Raw genomic sequence first — 15,637 nt, forward strand, 5'->3', positions numbered from 1 at the left:
CTAAGTAATAGGAGATACTCATCAATTTCTTTTGTTCGGTTATCCTGTACATAAATTTTTGAAGAGGCTAATTTACTCGCTATCACATTAGCTTCTTCTATTTTTTCACCAAGTTTAAAAACCAATTTCTCGACTTCTTTAAATCCTTCTACTTGTAATATTTCTTTGGTATTTTCCATCACTTTCACCTTCTTTATTTTACATTTTCTTTAAACTTTCTTCTTAACTGTAGTTTCCAACCTATCAACTTTCCCTCCAAGTGTAATAATTACCGTTTCACCGTAATCAGGAAGGTCATGTTCTATTAGCCTTCCATCTTTTACTACATACATTTTTTTATCATTCATTAAGTCAACTTCGGCAGTCATTTTCACCGAGACCACTCCCATGTTATAATAGGTTTAGGTCGAGTCGAGAGTAATCTCGGCTTTTTTTATGCAGTCATTTTCTTATTCTTAATTCTTAACTTCACGACATTACGAATTGTATTTACAACATTGTAAGGATCCCTCGGAAGTTTCTGACCAGTCTCCCAAGCTCTAGCTGTTGTCACAGTTACTCCAAGCGCATTAGCAAAAGTTTTTTTATTCATTCCTGTTGATTTCCGCATAAATTTAACAAAATCGGCAAACTCTTCAATGGTTATTTCTTCATACACTTTTATCATCATCCTTTTCTTGGAATAAAGTTCTATAAAATGTGCACTTTAATTAGAAGGTACAAGGGGTCTTTTGCTCACCTATGAAGATTACTTCCACTACGCTCCTTGTGCCGCCTAATAAAAATATGAACACTTTCCATACTTTTGCATAATATAGCAGTATAAAACAAAGTAATTACCTCATATAAAACAGACTGCTTGTAGTATAGTGGTCTGTTTTTCATTTTTAAGTAACTTTCTTAATAATTTATCCTTGCTGCAACATTACTCTTTTTCTTTTCCTGCTATTCCAATCTCACTTACATCTGCTAGCCAATAATTTTCAATCACAATATCTGTACTAGAAAGAGGTATCAATGATTCAGCAGATAAACCTTCTAGTGTACTAATACATGCCTGCCTTCTTACGTTTTCGACTAAGCAAAACTCTTCCTGATATTGTTCTTGAATTGTTTTAACAAACTCATCATAATTAACAAAGTCCTTTTCTCTTCCATAGGCGATTTCCCCGCCTTCTGACCAAATAATGTTTTTTTTCACTTTTATTCCTCCTTTGCAATTTTCGTCAAATTGTGTATTAACTTTGCCAATCCGCGTTGTAAATTTCACCTGTTTCGATGTTTTGAAGTTTTCTATGAATACCATCGTCTATCATTCGAATACTATACGGTTCTAACCAATCTGAGTTTGTTTCATTATCTTCTCGACCAGAAAAAATAAGATTCTTCGTTTCAACTTCATATACATCAAACTCATAGTTCCAAGCAATATGAATAGCTTCAACGACATCATTAGATTGTATCAATATAAACTCTCCACGCTCCCAATCGTATGCCATGAATTTGGCTTCACTTTTATCCAATTTAACTTCCTCCTTACTTCACTATTTCTGTCAAAACAACAAAAGCTGACCATTATCATCACTCTCAAAATAGACATCTTCGACAATCGGTTCATTTTTCATTGATTTCGGTTCGACTTCCTCAAAATCAGAGAACCATGCTAGAGGAAAACACCCTTTGAATTGAGTTAATGCTTTATCATAATAGATATTGCAATGTGTCTTTTTGGGCTTGATATAGTATTCAATAAGTTCCAATCCAGGATAACCTTCTTTGCGATACATATAAGCAATATAAACCTTTTCTCTATCAAGTTCAGTTTCGCTTATCAACTTAAAATGTTTTGCTTGAAAGCATCCTGTGTGTGCTCCCTTATTGGGGAATTTTGAAACATAATAATGTTCTAATCCATTTGGAAAAAGATAATATCGTTCACCTTCTGTAAGGACCACTGTATTTTCTGTATCAATACAAATTCCTTGTAACATCGTTAACCTCCCTTTTTTATTTATTTGTTACTGATTTTTTTGAATGATTCATTCTCCAAATCCATGAGAGGTAAGATGTTTTTGGATTTTAATTTTTCATAGATAAATAATCTACCTTTTTGAGTCCAACGAGTATTCATTTTCACTGTTTGTGTTCCATCTGTATGAAATACATCTACAGTCATTGATTTTGTATATCCCTTACCCTTATGAATGGAATATAATAGCCATTGACCATTAAGCTTATATTGAATACCAGCATCATGTAATAACAGATTCATTTTTCTCCCAGACATTCCATAGTCTTCAGCGATTTGTGAAATGGTAACAGTATCTTTTGAATTAAGGATCATGTCTAAATAAGTAATTTTTGGTTTATATTCTGATACTTGCTGTTCTAATGCTGCTGTTTTAGTTTCTAATAACTGAACATGTTTTTGCTCTTCGATCCATTTTTCTGCTCGTTTAATTGGGTCTTCAATCATGTAAGATGGAAAATTCATTCGCTTTGCTCGCTTCTCCACCTCAATAAAGTATTTTCTAGTTGCTCTTCCCATTTCATTATTTTGAACCATCGCAATTTCTTTAGCTGTATCTATGGTGAGAAGATATTCTGTTTTAGGTCTTCCTGAAGTTTTCACCAAAATTGGGGAAAAGTCTTCACCTTCAACAAAACCATATTTTTCAATACGTTCTTTTATCCAGCTAGTAAAGTCCTTACCGACTAATAGGTGTGTATGCAATTCTCTTGCATCAACAAACTTTTCATTGTTTTCATTTTCATATACAGGTAACATTTCATTTGCTACAACCTTCAAATTACTCAATTTATTTCTCTCCTTTCTATTATTGATTGGAGTAGGAGAAGCAATTAAGTTTCTCCTATCGTTTTCATAAATTTAAAATAAAGTCTGCTGCTTATAACCAAACTCCGTAGCAATTGGATTAATCCAAAGAACTTCTTCTCTACTTGCTCCTGCTTCTGCAAATGCTCTATGAGTTTCTCTTCTCCAATGTGACAACTTTTGATCATATAATGGATGAGCATATCCCGAAAGAAGAACGGGTCCTGGATGATTATCTAATACTTCAAGTAGTTCAATATGATCCTCTAGGGTCATTTCATGTTTATAGTGACGTTTTGTTCTAGTTTCAATGATATAAGGAGGATCTGCATATATTAATACTCCTTCTCTTTTATACCGTTCGATTAACTTAACTGCAGGCTGCTGTTCAATTTGTGCTTCCTTTAACCTTTTTGCCACCAGTAAAATTTTTTCCGGAAGCTTCCCCCATTCCTTCGCAGTATTAGGACCGTTAAAGTTAATTAAACTTCTCCATCCTGTTCGGTCACTTGTTTTTGCCCCTATAGCTTGCCAACAACGTACTAAGAATTTTCTAGCATCTTCTAAGTCATTACCTGTCTGACCCTCATAAGATGAATAATATTCCTCTCTTGAAAATGGAGTCCAATCAATTCTTTCTGCTAATTCAGACGGATGGTCTCTGATAACCTTGAAAAGATTAACAACATTACTATCTAAATCATTAATAGTTTCAATACCCGAAGGTTTCTTGTTAAAAAAGATTGCTCCGGATCCAAAGAATGGTTCTAAATATGTTTCGTGGTCAGGCATTTTGCTAATTATCCAATCAGTCATACTCCACTTGCTACCCGGATAATGTAAAATTCTTGGAATGGCCAACTTCTTACCCTCCTAAAATAACTTTTTCATGTATCTATTTTTAAGTCGTTTATGATATGTTCCTTTTTTAATGGCATTAACATCAGCTAGTACTCTAGCAGACTTGTATAAATAACTGCATAATTTGCCAAGACTCATTTTCTTCCCTCCGATTCATTAATTTTTAAAGGGTTCCTAAGTTCATGGTTTTCTGGATGTTCATAAACGATTGCTAATGCTAAAATTTGCGACCTAGTTTTTAGGTCCAATGTTTCCATGTTAAGAACCATGTTTTGTACTTTAATTGGGTCTTTCTTAAGTTCATTAATTAAGACTTTTTCTACCAACTTCATACTCTACACCGCAATGACATGAGGTTTCCCTGACGTTCTGTTGATAAGATGTAATTCACCTTTGTTATTCGAAAGGTTTTTTACTATTAACCAATCTTTAGGCTCTAGACCAGCAGTTTTAATTTGTTTTTTCTGTGCGTTAGTAGGATTTTTACCTTGTTTCAACTTCTCGGATACCTCCCTCTTTATAAATTCTGCTTTTTCGAAAATTCTAGTTAACTTTGCAACAGGATACTCCTTGTTATTAATCTCGAATTTTTTAATTGTTGATAGCTTTAAAGAGTTTCTTACAACAACATCCACAAAGTGATTTTCGTTTAGAACGCTGCCTGTATATCCTTTGGAATATGAGTTATCTAACTCTCGATACTCAATGCGAATCCAAAAAGGATAATTAACCATCTTTATTGCCCCTGTTTTTCTTTATTCGCTCGAACAATTCTTTCTTCTGCTTTTCAAATTCTTCTTTACTTAACTCCGGTTCACTGTTGCTACTCGTTTGAGGTTCATCTTCATTATTCAACCAATCAGGAATTAGTTCTTTTCTCGTTGTACGTTGTTTTGGCTTACTTTTACGTTTTGACCTATTTTCTCTAAACGCAAGTTGAGCTGCATGAACTTGTTCCACTGTTTTCAGGTTCCGATTTGCCCAATCTCGTAGTACTGCTTCAACATACTTCCAAGTACGTACACCTGATTCAACAGCGATTTCCATAGACTTAATGACAAGCTCAGTAGACATACAATTTTCCCAATACTCAATTTTGTCGTGAACAAATGGAGTGATTGTCCCAAATCCGTTATCTTCAAAAAATCGATATGCGTTTGGTGATTGGGTGGCTTCTTCTTCTTCAACTTCTTTTTTAAGATCTGAAGTACTCTCTGAAGTAATCTCTGGTATTGCTCTTTCATCGTGAAAGTTCGGAGCATCATTTTGAAAGTTCGAACTTTCATTTTGATTTTTCGAATCGTCATTTTGAAAGTTCGAATCGTCAATTTGATTTTTCGAGTCGTCATTCAAAACTTGGGCATAACCATCAAGAGCAAAACCTAGTTGATTAAGGTCTGTTTGAATTTTGTGCAACTCTACTCTGTATTGAAATGTCTTATCCCATCTATACTTAGGATTGTTCCTCTTAGACAACCAACCCTTCTCTACCAACTTGTCTAAATAACGCCTCATCGTTGCTTCTGAGGATGTTATCATGCACTCTTCTGCCAACTCATCAGCTTTCTTATATATCCATCCATTTTGCAAACTGATTTCTTCACTATCGATGTTTTCTGCTTTTAAGCGTTCTTTCTCTTCTTTGATGAATTTGTCATAGTCTGTAACTCTCTCAGACCAGTAAATCATTTGATTTAAAACGATCGCTAACTTATAATCTCCAGTGAGCTCCACAAGTTCTTGCTTAATCACAATACGTCCTAGTTTAGTAGCCACTTGTTTCACTCCTTTCACACAATAAATTCTTGAATATCAAATTGAATTTCTTTATACTTTTTACTAATAAGACTATTTGCAATTTCTGACGCTTTCTCTCTACCTTCTGTAACCGTGTCTGCAAACACGATTGTAGAGTGAATCGTTTTGAAATTGTTTTTTACTTTCACGAATAAATCAATTTCAAAAAGCATGTTACCTCCCCTTTTCTTCTGACTTATCCATTGATAACCACACATAGACTGAGCAAACTAAACAAAATAGTAAAACAATACCTGCCTGCGTATAGTGTTCCAATGTTAATCCTCCTTTTCATAAATTTGATGCATAGCTTGTCCTATATTTGCGTGTATTAGTAACAAGTTCACATCGTCATAACCAGGAGTGGAAAAAGACTCTTGGGTAATTAGGAGGAAAAACACTCCTAGTTATGACGACAAGAACTAATTAGCTTGTCGTTCTAACTCGTACATGTTAGAATTAATTTGAAATTATTAGTTTTATCTATATCCCGATTAAGCAGTTAGTGTTCCCGCACTTGCTGCTTTTTTACTTTTCAATAAAGGATTGTTCTTATGTTGAAATACGAATCTAATATTCTCAATTTGATTTCCAAAATCCCTATACAACATCGATAATTCTTTATTGTTGGTATGAAAGTACTCTTTTCCTTGAAACCTTAAAGCTTGTGTAAGATAAATCATTTCCATGCCATCCAATTCAATTTCTTTCTCCATTTGTTGAACCTTTTTATATGAGATATCAAATAACTTTTGACCATCACCACTAAATGTTTTACGGTAATTTCTCATTGCAACTAGGGCTAAATCCTTTTGAAAGTTTGTTAGTTTAATCGACTGTTTCATATGATTCTCCTATCTTCAATGTAATAACCTGTTAACGTACCTCTATCGATTAGTAGTTTTGCTCCCCAAGCACCTAAGCTTTTGACACGGTATAAACCATCGTCTAGATAAAAAGTGAACTGATAAATTTTTATATCAGATAACACAATAATTGTTTTTGTTAATTTAGAAGTTTCTATTAAAAAGTCGATGAAAGTTCTTTGATTTTCAAATTCATAGGACAAATTCTCTTTCATGTAATTGACAAACCCAACAGAAGTTTCCTTTTCAACTGCATTAAAATCAATTTGATTTCCTTTCAAAAATGAATTCAATTTTCCGTCCTCCTTATACATGCATTAGTTCTCTTTCTTCATACCTTGGCATTGCTACCCTTGTTGAAAGTGACTTTCTTGTCCAATCATCTGATAAAGATTTAAGATTAATACCAAACTCCCTATTCAGTGCATATAGCGTTGTTCGAACTCCAGGACATAAATCAAACAGCTCTCTGAAATCATTCATAGGTACATCAGCAACTACTCCTGGTCTAAGGTCTGTCATCCATTCCTCAATCTGGTTAATAGAATCAAGAGCGTGTTGAATTTGTTGCTTTAAATTTAAAATGGCCCTTCCCAAATCCTCATTTAATTCTGGATTTATTGGTGCAGCTGCTAGTGGATGTAAGTCGTATAAGTAATGAACTAAATCAACATGTTCGAACGCTCCTAATGCTGTGAACCATTTGATTGCTAATTCAGGAGTCGGTTCAACTAACCCATTTTCAATATCACTAATTTGCTTTTGAGTACGATTAATTACTTTTCCTAGTGCGATTTGGCTGAATCCAGATTGATTTCTTAAATCTCTCATTAGATGATTAATATTGTGTCTGGAATATGGTTTGTTCGACATATGTTCGCCTCCGTTTTTATTCAGTTTTAAAATGTATAATTTAAGTAATGGTTATTAAATAATTCTCTTTTGAAAATAATCGGTATTTTCTTCAACCCAACTCGTGTTCTTTTCTATCCATTTGAAAAGCATGTGGGTTGGAACAAGAACTCCGGCTTCTCTAAATACCGGAAAGTCAGGACGATTAAGTAATTCTGAAGCTTTAGCTTGTTTAATGTTTAATAACTCCATAAATTGTTTTCGTGTAAGCATTGGAGGAAGTTGAGTAGTGCGGAAATCTTGTAATGCTTTGGTTACTTCCTCCTTTATGATTTCACTGAACATTTCTCTAAAAGCTTCCTTATCAAGAGTTAACATTTGGAACCTCCTTATGCAGTATTATCATTCAACTTTACGTTGAATTTTTCATCAAAAAAACATGAAGGGGATACACCTAAAGCTTCTGATATAGCTTCTAGTTCATCAGTTTTAATTGGTCTGCTTCCTGTTTCTTTCAAGCTATAGGCTTGCACTGTAATGTTTAATTTTTCAGATACGAAAGTCTGGGATACACCTTTTGATTTTCTGAGGAGCCTTATCTTTTCATATAATTTCATCTCTTCACCACCTATAATCAACGTAAAGTTGAACTATAATCTGATTATAAATCAACGAAAAGTTTAATTCAAGTATTTTTTCAACTTTTTGTTTATTATATTTAACGCTACGTTGAAAAAATGTTATTATAATTAACAAATAAGTGAATTGAGGAAAAAACCATGAGTCTTGGAAAACGTTTAAAAGCAGAAAGAGAAAAAAGAAATTACTCACAAAAATATGTTGCTGAAAAAATCGGTATAACAAATGCTGTTTTATCTAACTACGAGAGAGATTACCGTGATCCAGACACAGAAACTTTAAAAAAATTAGCTGAATTATATGAAGTATCAATTGATTATTTGCTTGGTATGAAGACCAGCCCACCTGTGAGTTCTGCTTTCCATGACTACGATAACATTACTGAAGAAGAAAAAGAGTACCTTGATTTACAACTAGAGATATTCCGTAAAATGAAAGAAGAACGGAAAAAGAAAAGAGAAAATAAGTAAAGCCTTTAATAGGCTTTTTATTTAAACTTCTAATGCGAACATATATTCTGTCTAAGGGGTCAATTACTATGTTTAAAGATTACAAACAAACAGATTTAGAAATTCAAATTGAAGATATTTATAAAAGTAAAGGATTATTAACGCCAAGTGACTTATCAATAAGCAACGTAGCTAAAAAATTTGGTTTTGGGGTTACATATATGGATGGTGCGCCAAATAGAGCTATTTGGGATGAAGAGGATGCTGAGATTTTCTTGGATTCTAATTTATCGAATAAAGATGCTAGAGGAGTATTCTTTCATGAATTAGGTCACCCATTAATGCACTACGGTGCACAAGAAAAAATGACAAGTAAAGCATTTAAAGATTTGCAAGAGAATCAAGCGAACCAATTTCAACTATACGCAGCTATGCCGTTTTTCATGTTCCGTGATCTAGACCTTCCAAACTCTGAAAATGGCATTATCAATGTACTTATAAAAGAATTTGATATTAATAGATCTCTTGCAAAAAAGCGTGTTGATCAGATTAAGAGACGAATACTAAAATCTCAATTGGACAAGCAATATTCTGAATTATTAGCAAATGAAAAAGTCTTTAATTACTGTAAAAATATCGAAACCAAAAAGGTACCTAAACACGCTATGGATATTGTGGCACTTGCTATTTCTAGAAAATTAGCAAAGGAGAAGATCAATGTATGACAAATTATAAAGTATATTATGACTACTTTGAAGGTGTAGAAGTTCCTATTTGGTTGGTGTTGGACATAAGGGAAAATAAGGTTGAATGGAATAACAGTATATATACTTTTCAAGTTCAAAGCCCCTTTGAATTACATCCAAGCGAATATTTTGATCAACATGCCCTAAATCTCTCTATAACGATGGACGAGCTTACACTTAATTCAAAGGAGAATCACATTGGGATTAACTTAAAATTAGTGAAATCAAGGTTAGATGAACATGACATTAACTACAGTGATGTTTCAAATTTTGTTATTCAAATGACCGATATAGAAGATGTACTTTCTTTTAAGATAGGAGATTAGATGGTATGCCTAGATTTACTTTATTCCATGACTTCGTTAGTGGCAAATTAGTTCCTTATTGGTTTGTAATGACTTTTAAACAGAATGAGATTGATTGGGGTAATAATGTAATTTATGTACCACTTGAATTACATCTAGAGTATTCCAATCGTGATCAATATGATTATAAGATTCCTAGTATATCGGTGTCATTAAAAGATTTAGTTTTTAGCAACAATCAACCTGGCAACGTAGGAATTTATTTAAAAAGCATTAGGAAACGGTTAAATGAATACAAAGTTGATCCTTATTTAATCCATCAACTTATCATTCCTTTTCCAGACACCCATAATTTTCTCAAATTTATCCCGAATAAGAAAAAAATCCTGATATTAAATAAATGAGGTGTTATAGTGGCTTATTTTAGAAAAGTACCAGCAAAAAATAGAAAAGGTTACACATACTCAGTTACCATTGAACTTGGTAAAGACCCTCTTACAGGAAAGAGAAAACAAACAACAAAAAGAGGATTTGAAACTAAAAAAGAAGCTGAACGATACGCCAATGAAATAGAAAACCAAGTAAATAAAGGTACTTATATTGTTGATAGCAAGATGTCACTTTCAGAATATCTTTATCAGTGGCTTGAATTGTCTGCAAAACGTAAGGTAAGAGATACAACGTATGCAAATTATAAACGTGCAATTGACTTTAGGATTATACCTGTTTTAGGAAAAATAAATTTAAGTGATTTAACTGTAGCTCAATGCGATAAATATATAAACCACCTAATCGATGAAGAACTATCAGAAAGATATATAGAATATATTTATACAGTGCTGAATGGTGCCCTAGAAAAAGCAGTTGATTGGGAGTTAATCATTAGGAATCCACTAAAAAAAGTTGAGATTCCAAGAGGAAGAAGACGAAAATACGTTACCTGGACACGTGAGGAATTAAATAAGTTTCTTCACTATGCACAATTCGGAGATATTACTTATTATATCGCATTTTTAATAGACGCATATACAGGATTAAGACGGGGTGAGCTTTTAGGATTACAATGGTCTGATATAGATTTAAATGAAGCTAGGATTAATGTAGAGCGTTCTTTAATTTATGATGATAAAGGATTCCGATTTGGACCATTAAAAACAGAAAGTTCTCAACGTAGTATCAAGATTGATGAAGTTCTAGTTTCAGAACTGAAAAAATATAGAAAACAACAATTGGAGTTTAAACTTTCCTTAGGTAACTCATATCATGATCAGAATTTAGTTTTTGCTCGGTTAGATGGTAATCCTATTTATCCAAGACAATTAACAACTGTTTTTAATCGAATAATTAAACAGGCTGAAGTACCAAAAATCAGGATTCATGATATTAGACATACTCATGCAACTTTAATGTTAGAGGCAGGCGCTAGTTTAAAAGACGTTCAAGAACGACTTGGACATTCTAGCATAAAAATGACTGGTGATATTTACGCTCATGTAACTCCAAAAATGCAGGAAAAAAGCACACAATTGTTCAGCGACTTTATGAGAAAAAACGGTTAAGTGGTCAAAATGTGGTCAATTGCCACTTAACCGTATAATAAATCCCTTTAAATAAGGGTTAATTTAGCAACACACTCCACATGCGCCGTATGAGGAAACATATCGACTGGCTGAATATATTCCACATGATAATCCTTTGCTAAGTAGCTAATATCCTTTGCCAATGTTGACGGGTTACATGATACATAAACAAACTTTTTTGGCTTTACTTGTTTAATGGCATCTAATAGCTTTTTGTCACAGCCTGTTCTTGGTGGATCGACGACGATGACGTCTGGGCGCCAGCCTTCATTTACCCATTTTGGGAGCCAATGCTCGGCGGTTCCGGTAACATAGGTTGCATTGGTGATGCCGTGTTTTATTGCATTTTCGTTCGCATCAATGATGGCTGATTCAATCGTGTCCATGCCGCGAACTTCACTTGCACCAGCTGCAAGCCACATGCCGATTGTTCCTACACCACAGTAGGCATCAGCAATTTTTTCTTTTCCTGTCAGACCTGCTGCTTGCTTCACTTCATCGTATAATTTGACGGTTTGGACTGGGTTTAATTGAAAGAATGCACGTGCTGATAGCTCAAAGCTTAAATCTCCAAGTGTTTCCTGGATGACCTCTTCTCCGCTAAGATGAATTGTTTTTTCACCGAAAATTAATGATGTTTTATTGCCATTTATATTTTGAACAAGTGATTTAACCTCTGGTAATCTCTTTTGAATTTCCGCCATTAATAATTTTTTTCGCGGTACCTCTTTTTGTGTTGTAATTAACACGACCTGAACTTCTCCAGAGCTAAAGCCGGCACGAGTAACGATCGTACGAACAATTCCTTTTCGCTTTCGTTCATCATAGATCGGGATTTGCAGGTCCTCAAGAATTTGTTGCACCCCTTCTGATACTTTGTTTGTTAAAGGATGCTGTACCATACAGTTTTGAATGGGAATGAGCCGGTGTGAGTCTAATCCATAAAGACCTGCGATGACCTTTCCATTTTTTTGCTGACCTACCTGGAATTGGCTTTTGTTTCGATAATTCCACGGTTCTGCCATTCCAATTGTGTCTCTAATGTCTAGCTTATTTAGCGCAAGCTTTGTATGCCGTTCAAGTGATTGGATAACAATGTCACGCTTCTCCTTTAGCTGCTGGGCATAGGCTAAATGTTGAAGCTGACAGCCACCGCATTCCTCGTAAATTGGGCATGGTGGCTTGACGCGGAAAGGAGACTGCTTTCTAATTTTCTTAACCTTTCCTTCTGCAAACTTTGGTTGGATTTTTGTCGCTTCAACTAATACCTCTTCACCAGGTAATGCACCAGGTACGAAGACAACCTGTCTTTTAAAGTAGCCGACACCTTCACCATTAATCCCTAAACGCTTAATTGTTAACGGGAAGGTTTGCCCCTTCTCTATTTTAATCGAATGATTTTTTTTCGTTTCTTTCATAGTAAAAAGCTCTCCATTTCTACTGGAACATTCATCTTTTAATCATACTAATAGTTCGTCCTAAAAGCTAGTAACGTTCATTCCTCTTCCTAGCATTTCCATAATCACTAAAGAAAATGAGGCTAACTCATATCGAGTCAGCCTCATCTCATTACATATTATTCAGCAGTGGTCTTTCTTCTTACTATAAGGAATGCAATTGCACCAGCGATTAAAACAATAGCACCAATTAGTAACGTATTATATGTGCTTGTTGCTGTATCCGGTAATTTTTCACCAGTTGTTTCTTTTTCATTATCAACAGGCTCAACTGTTACATCCTCTGGAGCTTCTGTTCCTGGTGTCTCTTTACCCGGAGGTTCTGTTCCTGGCGTCTCCTCACCTGGAGGTTCTGTTCCTGGCGTCTCCTCACCTGGGGTTTCTGTTCCTGGCGTCTCCTCACCTGGGGTTTCTGTTCCTGGCGTCTCTTCACCTGGGGTTTCTGTTCCTGGTGTCTCTTCACCTGGTGGGTCTGTTCCTGGTGTTTCCTCACCTGGTGGGTCTGTTCCTGGCGTCTCTTCACCTGGGGTTTCTGTTCCTGGTGTTTCCTCACCTGGAGCCTCTGCTGGAATTTCTCCAGTTTCATAATAAGCTTTAATTTCTTCTGCTGTTAATACCTTTGCATCGTATACAAGTAATTCATCTATTAAGCCTTTATATGGGGTATCCCAGTAGTTTACACCTAAGGCGAATACACAGTTCTCTGTTGTGAAGACGTCTGGGAAGTTTTCACCCGCAAACTTTTCTTCACCATTTACATAGATTTTTATACTTCCATTGTCTACTGAGAATGCAATATGTGACCATTCATTTGCTGGAATTTTCATACCTGTTCCCGCGTCATACCATGCTTCACCTGACCAGAGCATCGTATCATTTGCTACTCCGTCATGGCCCATTGGTAAAAAGCTAATCCATTTTGTGTTACTGCTTCCACCAAAGAATGAAGTTGTGTATTTATTCAATTCCTGCGGATTTAGCCATAATGATACCGTGTACTTATTACTAGAAATCAATCCATCTGGCAAACGAATTCCAGATGCACCGTCAAATACAGCTGCTTGTCCAACTTTTCCTTCTGCAAATGCACTTGTTCCACCTGTATTATCAATACGGTTACCAGTTACTGCACCGTCCGTCACATTTCCCGTGCTATCCTTTAAATTATCCTCAAATGCATAATGGGCAACGAGCTTACCTTCCTTTTGCGGTAAAACGACGACTGTAAATTGCTTCGTATCGGTCATTTCACCTTTAGTTATTGTTGCCGTAAGCGTTACTGTCACCGATTCCTTGCCAACAGGACGAGTTACTTTTCCATCATCAGAAACGATTTCAGGATGTGATGATTGCCACGTAATTTGTGTCCCACGTAATCCTGTTGTTGGTAATGTTAAATGACTAATGACATTTGTTGTGTCTCCAAGACTTAAATCATTTTTAACCGCCGCAACAATTTCTGCATCTGATTGTGATGCTGTTTTACTTCCCCAAATCGCAATGCCTTCATTTGATAGTGCAGTAAATGTTAAAACATATTCTTCAGAGGTTGGATCCCATTGGCGAACAAACACACCTTTATATGTTTTACCATCAACCTGTAAAGTCGCTTCATTTTCACCAGATAAACTCCATTCACCTGTTACGTCACCAGAAATCGTTCCATCGTCATTTAACGTAACTAGCACTGATTGTTTAATTTCTGCTGAAATATCTTTTCCATGATTAATAAATTTATAGTCTCCGCTTATATCCGCTGCTTCAACCCTTTCTAACGATTCGCCCGCATAACGATATGGCGAAACAACCGGCCAACCATCTTCATTCATATACATTTTATGTACACGAACCTGATGCATTTCACCTTTTTCAGGGAAACGAGTATGGAAAATTAAATATTGTTCGTCTGTTGCTTCATCATAGTAAACAGAATTATGACCTGGCGAAACATAGCCTGTCCCAATTCCAGTTCCAGCCTCACCAACTTCTCTTTTGAATAAGTGACTGCCCATTAATTTCACACCATATGGTTCGATTGACGCATCATCAAATATCGGAAGGTCTGGATTAGCCTTGACATTAATCATGTCATTGCCTTCTGCATCATAATATGGACCATCAGGATTTTCCGAACGAACAACACGCATGTTATAGCCGCCAGTTGAATCTAGTCCGCCAAATGATAGGTACATATAGTAATAATCCGTTTCTTTGCTATATTGGACATATGCTCCTTCAATACGACTATGGTTTCCACCGAGTAATTTTTTCCCATAGCCTTGGTTTGGCAATGGTTCACCTGTTTCAGGGTCCATTTCCATAATGAAAATACCACCAGAGTATGAACCGTACATCATCCAGAGCTTGCCATTTTTATCAAAGAATACATCTGGATCAACGGCATTTGGATGAATTCTTGCATCATAAATCGTTCCATCTGGGCTTACTTCATCCCACATCCCGGATTTCAGGAAGATTCCTTGATCTTTGTAAGGGCCTTCAATATTGTCTGCAACGGCAATCCCCATCGCTGAACGAGGAGAATCTCCTTTACAAGCGTTATAATACATATAAAACTTCCCATTTAATTCAATCACATCTGCTGCCCATAATGTATCAGATTCTGCCCAGTCAAAAGTTTCCTTTAATTCCTCAACAACGTTTTCAAATAACGGGTTATCGGGATTAACTAAGTTTGCTACTTCATCCCATTGCATAAAATCCTTTGTCTTTGCAGCTGCTAAGTGAGAGCCAAAAACATAGTACGTGTCACCTGTTTTAATGACTGACGGATCGTGGACAGATACATCTTTAAAAACAGGTGCTTCTGCTTGCTCGCTTGCTGCCCCATCATTTTCAATGGCGAACGCTAAATTTGGAACAAGAAGTACAAGTGTTAAAAATAAAGCTAAAAATCTACGAGATAATTTCTTTTTCATACTTTCATACCCCTCCTTTTTGTATGAAACGAAGTATTTACCCAAGAGTTGTATGCGCATTCATTATTTGGGATAAAAAGGGATGTACGTACAAAATTGAAGCTAACACCCTTGTAAATGTACGAAATCTAGTTTTCTATCTTTATCATACCCATGCAAAAAAATCGCTATATCCCGATGAAATGCGACAAACCTTAAGCTAAATACATACGTTTCTATTCATACATGGGTTAGAAAACTGCACATTTTTACAAAAATTCACTGAGAGGATGTTTTCCAAAAAGATGATAGGAAGAATTTTATGTATTGT

23 protein-coding genes are annotated in these 15,637 nt (G+C 35.3%); 5 read left to right on the top strand and 18 right to left on the bottom strand.

Annotated features, from left to right (window positions below):
• Positions 1-209: 209 nt before the first annotated feature.
• The 16 genes from ACTJJ9_RS01535 to ACTJJ9_RS01610 all read right to left on the bottom strand — a co-directional run bounded on the left by ACTJJ9_RS01535 (position 210) and on the right by ACTJJ9_RS01610 (position 7,829).
• Complete coding sequence (locus tag ACTJJ9_RS01535) at positions 210-368, bottom strand: DUF3954 domain-containing protein (protein ID WP_440768431.1); 159 nt, start codon at positions 366-368, stop codon at positions 210-212.
• Between the two features lie 65 nt (positions 369-433).
• Positions 434-658: a helix-turn-helix domain-containing protein gene (locus ACTJJ9_RS01540; RefSeq protein WP_440768401.1), complete on the bottom strand. Its 225-nt coding sequence runs from the start codon at positions 656-658 to the stop codon at positions 434-436.
• Between the two features lie 267 nt (positions 659-925).
• Positions 926-1,201, bottom strand: coding sequence for a hypothetical protein (locus tag ACTJJ9_RS01545; protein WP_440768402.1), 276 nt, complete (start codon positions 1,199-1,201; stop codon positions 926-928).
• A gap of 37 nt (positions 1,202-1,238) precedes the next feature.
• Positions 1,239-1,466, bottom strand: coding sequence for a hypothetical protein (locus ACTJJ9_RS01550; RefSeq protein WP_440768403.1), 228 nt, complete (start codon positions 1,464-1,466; stop codon positions 1,239-1,241).
• 87 nt (positions 1,467-1,553) lie between these two features.
• Positions 1,554-1,991 (bottom strand): hypothetical protein, encoded by a 438-nt coding sequence (locus ACTJJ9_RS01555; RefSeq protein WP_440768404.1) that lies wholly within the window; start codon positions 1,989-1,991, stop codon positions 1,554-1,556.
• Between the two features lie 20 nt (positions 1,992-2,011).
• Positions 2,012-2,818, bottom strand: a complete 807-nt coding sequence (locus ACTJJ9_RS01560) for a phage antirepressor KilAC domain-containing protein (RefSeq protein ID WP_440768405.1) — start codon at positions 2,816-2,818, stop codon at positions 2,012-2,014.
• Positions 2,819-2,890: 72 nt separating this feature from the next.
• Positions 2,891-3,697 (bottom strand): DNA adenine methylase, encoded by an 807-nt coding sequence (locus tag ACTJJ9_RS01565; RefSeq protein ID WP_440768406.1) that lies wholly within the window; start codon positions 3,695-3,697, stop codon positions 2,891-2,893.
• Between the two features lie 12 nt (positions 3,698-3,709).
• Entirely contained in the window at positions 3,710-3,835 is a 126-nt protein-coding gene (locus ACTJJ9_RS01570) for a hypothetical protein (RefSeq protein ID WP_440768407.1), read from the bottom strand.
• A 197-nt stretch (positions 3,836-4,032) separates the two neighbouring features.
• Positions 4,033-4,431 carry a DUF6906 family protein gene (locus ACTJJ9_RS01575; RefSeq protein ID WP_440768408.1) on the bottom strand — a complete coding sequence of 133 codons (399 nt, stop codon included), beginning with the start codon at positions 4,429-4,431 and terminating at the stop codon, positions 4,033-4,035.
• A complete protein-coding gene (locus ACTJJ9_RS01580) occupies positions 4,424-5,473 on the bottom strand; it encodes a DnaD domain-containing protein (RefSeq protein ID WP_440768409.1) in 1,050 nt (349 codons plus the stop codon). Before ACTJJ9_RS01580 ends, ACTJJ9_RS01575 begins: the two co-directional genes overlap by 8 nt.
• A 14-nt stretch (positions 5,474-5,487) precedes the next feature.
• Complete coding sequence (locus ACTJJ9_RS01585) at positions 5,488-5,667, bottom strand: hypothetical protein (RefSeq protein ID WP_440768410.1); 180 nt, start codon at positions 5,665-5,667, stop codon at positions 5,488-5,490.
• A gap of 321 nt (positions 5,668-5,988) precedes the next feature.
• Complete coding sequence (locus ACTJJ9_RS01590; RefSeq protein WP_440768411.1) at positions 5,989-6,339, bottom strand: hypothetical protein; 351 nt, start codon at positions 6,337-6,339, stop codon at positions 5,989-5,991.
• Complete coding sequence (locus tag ACTJJ9_RS01595; RefSeq protein ID WP_440768412.1) at positions 6,336-6,653, bottom strand: hypothetical protein; 318 nt, start codon at positions 6,651-6,653, stop codon at positions 6,336-6,338. Before ACTJJ9_RS01595 ends, ACTJJ9_RS01590 begins: the two co-directional genes overlap by 4 nt.
• 13 nt (positions 6,654-6,666) lie before the next feature.
• The gene (locus tag ACTJJ9_RS01600) at positions 6,667-7,233 is read right to left on the bottom strand and encodes a helix-turn-helix domain-containing protein (RefSeq protein ID WP_440768413.1); all 567 of its coding nucleotides are present in this window, start codon (positions 7,231-7,233) and stop codon (positions 6,667-6,669) included.
• A 54-nt stretch (positions 7,234-7,287) separates the two neighbouring features.
• The gene (locus ACTJJ9_RS01605) at positions 7,288-7,590 is read right to left on the bottom strand and encodes a DNA-binding protein (protein ID WP_440768414.1); all 303 of its coding nucleotides are present in this window, start codon (positions 7,588-7,590) and stop codon (positions 7,288-7,290) included.
• Between the two features lie 11 nt (positions 7,591-7,601).
• Positions 7,602-7,829 carry a helix-turn-helix domain-containing protein gene (locus tag ACTJJ9_RS01610; RefSeq protein WP_440768415.1) on the bottom strand — a complete coding sequence of 76 codons (228 nt, stop codon included), beginning with the start codon at positions 7,827-7,829 and terminating at the stop codon, positions 7,602-7,604.
• 162 nt (positions 7,830-7,991) lie between these two features.
• Between ACTJJ9_RS01610 and ACTJJ9_RS01615 the strand changes: the two genes are divergently transcribed.
• From ACTJJ9_RS01615 to ACTJJ9_RS01635, 5 genes are all read left to right on the top strand, one after another.
• Entirely contained in the window at positions 7,992-8,321 is a 330-nt protein-coding gene (locus ACTJJ9_RS01615; RefSeq protein WP_440768416.1) for a helix-turn-helix domain-containing protein, read from the top strand.
• 68 nt (positions 8,322-8,389) lie between these two features.
• Positions 8,390-9,025, top strand: coding sequence for an ImmA/IrrE family metallo-endopeptidase (locus ACTJJ9_RS01620; protein WP_440768417.1), 636 nt, complete (start codon positions 8,390-8,392; stop codon positions 9,023-9,025).
• Complete coding sequence (locus tag ACTJJ9_RS01625) at positions 9,022-9,372, top strand: hypothetical protein (protein WP_440768418.1); 351 nt, start codon at positions 9,022-9,024, stop codon at positions 9,370-9,372. Before ACTJJ9_RS01620 ends, ACTJJ9_RS01625 begins: the two co-directional genes overlap by 4 nt.
• 5 nt (positions 9,373-9,377) lie before the next feature.
• On the top strand, positions 9,378-9,755 hold the full coding sequence (locus tag ACTJJ9_RS01630) for a hypothetical protein (RefSeq protein ID WP_440768419.1): 378 nt from the start codon (positions 9,378-9,380) through the stop codon (positions 9,753-9,755).
• 6 nt (positions 9,756-9,761) lie between these two features.
• Entirely contained in the window at positions 9,762-10,910 is a 1,149-nt protein-coding gene (locus ACTJJ9_RS01635; protein WP_440768432.1) for a tyrosine-type recombinase/integrase, read from the top strand.
• Between the two features lie 47 nt (positions 10,911-10,957).
• Here the strand turns inward: ACTJJ9_RS01635 and rlmD are convergent, their stop codons facing one another.
• Positions 10,958-12,349 carry a 23S rRNA (uracil(1939)-C(5))-methyltransferase RlmD gene (gene rlmD / locus ACTJJ9_RS01640; RefSeq protein ID WP_440768420.1) on the bottom strand — a complete coding sequence of 464 codons (1,392 nt, stop codon included), beginning with the start codon at positions 12,347-12,349 and terminating at the stop codon, positions 10,958-10,960.
• A 158-nt stretch (positions 12,350-12,507) separates the two neighbouring features.
• The gene (locus ACTJJ9_RS01645; RefSeq protein ID WP_145583841.1) at positions 12,508-15,327 is read right to left on the bottom strand and encodes a family 43 glycosylhydrolase; all 2,820 of its coding nucleotides are present in this window, start codon (positions 15,325-15,327) and stop codon (positions 12,508-12,510) included.
• Positions 15,328-15,637: the final 310 nt, after the last annotated feature.

It is taken from the genome of Metabacillus sp. 22489 (assembly GCF_052044855.1).
GTDB classification, from domain to species: Bacteria; Bacillota; Bacilli; order Bacillales; family Bacillaceae; genus Metabacillus; species Metabacillus niabensis.

What these genes read in the sequence shown, in the direction of transcription:
- ACTJJ9_RS01575 (WP_440768408.1), bottom strand. Translation starts at nt 4,431, where the DNA reads ATGGTTAATTATCCTTTTTGGATTCGCATTGAGTATCGAGAGTTAGAT.
- ACTJJ9_RS01610 (WP_440768415.1), bottom strand. Translation starts at nt 7,829, where the DNA reads ATGAAATTATATGAAAAGATAAGGCTCCTCAGAAAATCAAAAGGTGTA.
- ACTJJ9_RS01600 (WP_440768413.1), bottom strand. Translation starts at nt 7,233, where the DNA reads ATGTCGAACAAACCATATTCCAGACACAATATTAATCATCTAATGAGA.
- ACTJJ9_RS01630 (WP_440768419.1), top strand. Translation starts at nt 9,378, where the DNA reads ATGCCTAGATTTACTTTATTCCATGACTTCGTTAGTGGCAAATTAGTT.
- ACTJJ9_RS01645 (WP_145583841.1), bottom strand. Translation starts at nt 15,327, where the DNA reads ATGAAAAAGAAATTATCTCGTAGATTTTTAGCTTTATTTTTAACACTT.
- ACTJJ9_RS01590 (WP_440768411.1), bottom strand. Translation starts at nt 6,339, where the DNA reads ATGAAACAGTCGATTAAACTAACAAACTTTCAAAAGGATTTAGCCCTA.
- ACTJJ9_RS01615 (WP_440768416.1), top strand. Translation starts at nt 7,992, where the DNA reads ATGAGTCTTGGAAAACGTTTAAAAGCAGAAAGAGAAAAAAGAAATTAC.
- ACTJJ9_RS01585 (WP_440768410.1), bottom strand. Translation starts at nt 5,667, where the DNA reads ATGCTTTTTGAAATTGATTTATTCGTGAAAGTAAAAAACAATTTCAAA.
- ACTJJ9_RS01605 (WP_440768414.1), bottom strand. Translation starts at nt 7,590, where the DNA reads ATGTTAACTCTTGATAAGGAAGCTTTTAGAGAAATGTTCAGTGAAATC.
- ACTJJ9_RS01625 (WP_440768418.1), top strand. Translation starts at nt 9,022, where the DNA reads ATGACAAATTATAAAGTATATTATGACTACTTTGAAGGTGTAGAAGTT.
- ACTJJ9_RS01535 (WP_440768431.1), bottom strand. Translation starts at nt 368, where the DNA reads ATGACTGCCGAAGTTGACTTAATGAATGATAAAAAAATGTATGTAGTA.
- ACTJJ9_RS01620 (WP_440768417.1), top strand. Translation starts at nt 8,390, where the DNA reads ATGTTTAAAGATTACAAACAAACAGATTTAGAAATTCAAATTGAAGAT.
- ACTJJ9_RS01570 (WP_440768407.1), bottom strand. Translation starts at nt 3,835, where the DNA reads ATGAGTCTTGGCAAATTATGCAGTTATTTATACAAGTCTGCTAGAGTA.
- ACTJJ9_RS01555 (WP_440768404.1), bottom strand. Translation starts at nt 1,991, where the DNA reads ATGTTACAAGGAATTTGTATTGATACAGAAAATACAGTGGTCCTTACA.
- rlmD (WP_440768420.1), bottom strand. Translation starts at nt 12,349, where the DNA reads ATGAAAGAAACGAAAAAAAATCATTCGATTAAAATAGAGAAGGGGCAA.